The following is a 3,977-nucleotide window of genomic DNA, read 5'->3' as shown; positions in this document are numbered from 1 at the left end:
GACGTGTGCCTTGTAGCCGTCCTGGCGCTGATGCACGGTCTTGTGCACGTGCCGGGGCTTCGGGATCGACGGTGGAGACGCCTGCACCCACGGTAGAGGGCGGTTCCCCGATCAAAAGTCACGACCATAAAAGCCCAGCTCAGACACTCACTGAGGACGAGCTGCTACACCCAACCCAGCTCCCCTGCCACCCACTCAGCGACGAGCGTCTCCTTCGAATCCAGCACAGCCTCCGCGCCCGTCTGCACCGCCCGCGTGATGGCCCCATCGATCCCACCAAGGACTTCTGGGATCTCTACGAGCTGCTCTTTCGGCTGGCCATCTATCTGGGCACCCCGGAGATGCTGCCTGCCGGCACTGACGTCCACCTGTGGTGGACCTTCCACGAGTTCTGCCACCTACGCGACCAGCTCGCGCTCACCGCCGGGTCCGCCGCCCGCGAGCGCTGCCGCGAACTGACCTTTTACCAGCCCGGGCCCCTGCTGACCGCCGCCGGTATGCTCATCGTTGATGAGATTTGCCTGGGCGGCACGCTCCTGGACGGGTTGCGCTACTTCATGCACCAACGCCGTTACGACCCCTGGGCCGGCACCCTCTGGCATGAATTCTGTGAGCAGCAGAGGAATGTCGCGCTCACGGACCGCGTCCTCGGCCACCTGCAGATCAGCAGGGTCGACACCGACTCGCTCAAACCCCTCGCACTCTGGGAACCAGGCGCGCCCCACCACCTGCACCCGCCCGAGACCGTCGAAGACGTGGACTTGCCCGAGGCGGCACTGCTCCTGACCGGCGAAGGGCTACGCCCCTGGGAGAGGGTTACATCGCCCAGGTCGGGCCCGCCGGGACAAGCGCAAGGCAGACAGGGCATCAAGCCTATCGGTAGCTTCTGATCATGTCCGATGCCGACTTCACCCCCCTCCGCGTCACCTACCGGACGCCCAAGCTCGGCCGCACGCAAATCCGGGACTGGGCAAGAGCGACCGGCTACCTGGTCAGTGAGCGTGGCCGGATAGCTCCAGAAATCACCGAGGCCTTCTTCGCCGCCCATCCCGAGATCCTCGAGCAGGCGAGCACGTTCGAGATGGTCCGCGCCACCGCGAGAACCCCCGGCGCGTCGCCGGAGGATTACGAGTGGCAGGAGGACAGCCCACTCGGGGACATCTACACGATCGTCTTCGTCCGCGGGCTCGACGAGCGTGAGGTGCTGCGCCGGCTCGGCGCCGCGGACGAGGACATCCGGCTGATCGACGATGGGGACCACTCCTGTCCGGAAGGACCTGAGGTCATCACCGTGAGGCGAATCGGGGAATGGACTGTCGCGATCGAGGACTGCGGTTGGCGGGGTTCGCATGCTGAGGCCCTCCGCCCCCTGTCCCGCGGCGGAGGACAGGCAGTGGCGGTGATGCGGCACGACTACGCCGCCCGGCACCGCCTCTCCTGCGCCGTCGACGGCGAATACCTCACCGACATCGACCCGACCTTTCCCATCCAGAGGCATGGCGCAGAGCCCGATCGGCTTAATCGTTACCTCCGTGAGCTGGGCATCGATCCGGCCGCCGACGACCACATCGACAACCCCATCCCGGCGGCCCTGGCAATCGCCAGCCGGATCACCAACGTCATGATCACCCCGCAGCACCTTCGCCGCCCCATCCTCGGCGCCGCCATACCTGGTGCCTATTTCTGACCCAACCCAGCGTCGAGACGGGCCAGAAGCGGTGGTGATGCAGCGATGCCCTCACCTCGCCGCAGAGGCCCTCCGAACCATGCTCGGATCGCACTGTCATTTTGAATGTCGTTCGGGTGTCCTGATTAGACGCTGATCAAAGTGACAGTGCCCAGGTCGGCCTCAAGCCTCGCTGTCATGTTCCGCGACGCCAGACATCTGTCTGATGTCTGGGCCCATTGAACTTGAGAGTTTGGCGTGGATCTTGAGAGTCGACTCGATAGCGAGAACTCGAAGGTGAGAGTTGGCCGCACCCCTCGGCGCCTGGCGTTGGTGGTTGAGCCGCAGCCGGACGAGTCGTTCGCCTCATGGGTTGATCGCAGCGCCCCCTGATCACCGGGCCGCCCGCCAGCTCTTCAGGGGTCGAGGCGCGGCTCCTGGTCGTAGACTCCGATCGACCAGAGACCCCGCTGAGGGCCGGTCTCGGCCGCGAGGCGCTGCGGCATCGCGGTGATCGCCTCGCGATCCCACGGTCCGTCGCACTTTCCCGCCCGCCGGTCGGCGAGGGCGCACTTGTCAGCCAGCCCGGCCGATCCGATCGGCGCGTCGGCGGGGAAGACCCAGACCTCCAGATTCTGCGGTACCCGCAGCCAGTCCCGTGTCACGGAGCTCTTGTCGAACTGGACTTGCAGACCCCGGCCCAGCCGTACGCACGGGGTGAGATCATTCCACGTGCCCTTCGCGTCCCGGACCAGCACCCACGCCTTCGGGTCGGCGCACCGGATCGCGAACCCGGTATGGACGCTGGTCGGCCGGAACGAGATCCGTACCCTCTCCCCCACGGACTGATAGGTCTGACCGAAGATCAACGACACCGGCCCGTACCTGCTTTCCATGGTTGGCGGCAGTTCGACCCCCGTCAGGAAGTGCGCCGTGACGCCCGTGGCCGGCTCGCCGGGTTTCCCGCCGTGCCATGGCACCACGACTCCGGCCAGGGTCACGACCGTCGCGGCGGCCCCCGCCAACGCCGTCAGGGCCGCCCCTGCCGTCACCCGCCGGCGCAGGCGCGTCCTGGCTCCCCGTCGCCTGATCTCGCTCATCCGGGGAGGCAGCCCATCCTCGCGGACGCTGTTCTCGGCGAACACCGCACGCAGGTCGTCCTCGGTGTAATGAGTCATCGAAGCGCCTCCAGCTTCAGGTCGTGTAGCGCAGGATCCACGCGAAGCCGCGCCAGTGCCCTGCTCAGCTGTTTCTTCACGCTGCCGACTGAGCATCCGAGCGCGTCAGCCACCTGCTGTGGGGTCAGATCGTCGAAGTAGCGCAGGACGAGCGCCGCGCGTTGCCTGGCCGGCAGGCCGCCGATCGCCGCCCAGAGAGCCGAGCGCCGCGCGACGCCCGTCTCGAAGTCCGGCCCTGTGGGGCCCTCGGGCAGCACCTCGGTCGGCACCTCGCCCTGCCAGCGCCGCCGCCACCAGGAGGCGTGCGTGTTGACGAGGATCCGGTACACGTACGGGTCGGGGTCGGCCTCGATTCTGCGCCATGCCGTCCATGCCTTGACCAGCGCCGTCTGCACCAGATCCTCGGCCGCCTGCCAGTCTCGGGTCAGCAGGTACGCCGTACGGCATAACCGCTCGTGTCGTTGTCCGACATATTCGGCGAATCCATCCGCCATCGCGTCCTCCAGATCCGTTCCACCTCACGGTGTACTACCGGCTGGGAGAGCGGTCCGGGTGACAGGGCCGGATCATTCGCCTTGCCCGCCCATCAGCTTCAGGCAGCACCACCTCCAAGTCCGCACGATCAGATCGGCTATCGGCAGCTGTGGCGAACGCCGCAGGGACGCAAGGGCGTAGGCCCGGAGATCGTGCGCGATATGCACATAGATGTACTCAACAGCTCTGCCGTAAAACTGGCGGGCGAGCCGGCGATCTTTCGAAGAAGCGACAGCTGAAGGACAACCCCGATCGGCTGCCGAACCGAATTCGGATCGCACTGTCATCTTGAATATCGTTCGGTCGAACTGATTAGACGCTGATCTAAGTGACAGCACCCAGGTCAGTCGTATGCTCCGCTGTCATGTTCGGTGACGCCAGACATCTGACGGCCTTGAAGATGACAGTCCGTCACGCCATCTGGAAGTGGACATGACAGCGGGCCATCGGAGTTGACAGTAGGGGCGTTTACTGTCCTGTCTCACTTGATCTGGCGGAATCTCATCAGAGGTGGCGCATCCTTGATCTGTTCAGTTGTGGAGGAGCGGGTGCGACGATGGCTGGATGGATGTGGCGTTCCAGGCCCTTGGATTGATGGC

4 protein-coding genes are annotated in these 3,977 nt (G+C 65.7%); 2 read left to right on the top strand and 2 right to left on the bottom strand.

All coding sequences use genetic code 11. The features are described from left to right. Positions 1 to 71: 71 nt before the first annotated feature. Both EJK15_RS68075 and EJK15_RS68070 read left to right on the top strand, forming a co-directional pair. Complete coding sequence (locus EJK15_RS68075) at positions 72 to 890, top strand: hypothetical protein (protein WP_138720736.1); 819 nt, start codon at positions 72 to 74, stop codon at positions 888 to 890. A 2-nt stretch (positions 891 to 892) separates the two neighbouring features. Beyond that, positions 893 to 1,687 carry a DUF6461 domain-containing protein gene (locus tag EJK15_RS68070; RefSeq protein ID WP_138720735.1) on the top strand — a complete coding sequence of 265 codons (795 nt, stop codon included), beginning with the start codon at positions 893 to 895 and terminating at the stop codon, positions 1,685 to 1,687. A 395-nt stretch (positions 1,688 to 2,082) separates the two neighbouring features. On the opposite strand, the gene EJK15_RS68065 is transcribed toward EJK15_RS68070, so the two are convergent. Then, entirely contained in the window at positions 2,083 to 2,844 is a 762-nt protein-coding gene (locus EJK15_RS68065; protein WP_138720734.1) for a hypothetical protein, read from the bottom strand. Then, on the bottom strand, positions 2,841 to 3,338 hold the full coding sequence (locus EJK15_RS68060; RefSeq protein WP_138720733.1) for a SigE family RNA polymerase sigma factor: 498 nt from the start codon (positions 3,336 to 3,338) through the stop codon (positions 2,841 to 2,843). Before EJK15_RS68060 ends, EJK15_RS68065 begins: the two co-directional genes overlap by 4 nt. Between the last annotated feature and the right edge of the window lie 639 nt (positions 3,339 to 3,977).

Source organism: Nonomuraea basaltis (assembly GCF_005893125.1).
Classification (GTDB): Bacteria; Actinomycetota; Actinomycetes; order Streptosporangiales; family Streptosporangiaceae; genus Nonomuraea; species Nonomuraea basaltis.
The sequence above is the reverse complement of the archived record's forward strand: the minus strand, read 5'-3'. Positions and strand labels throughout refer to the sequence as shown.

What these genes read in the sequence shown, in the direction of transcription:
- EJK15_RS68065 (WP_138720734.1), bottom strand. Translation starts at nt 2,844, where the DNA reads ATGACTCATTACACCGAGGACGACCTGCGTGCGGTGTTCGCCGAGAAC.
- EJK15_RS68060 (WP_138720733.1), bottom strand. Translation starts at nt 3,338, where the DNA reads ATGGCGGATGGATTCGCCGAATATGTCGGACAACGACACGAGCGGTTA.
- EJK15_RS68070 (WP_138720735.1), top strand. Translation starts at nt 893, where the DNA reads ATGTCCGATGCCGACTTCACCCCCCTCCGCGTCACCTACCGGACGCCC.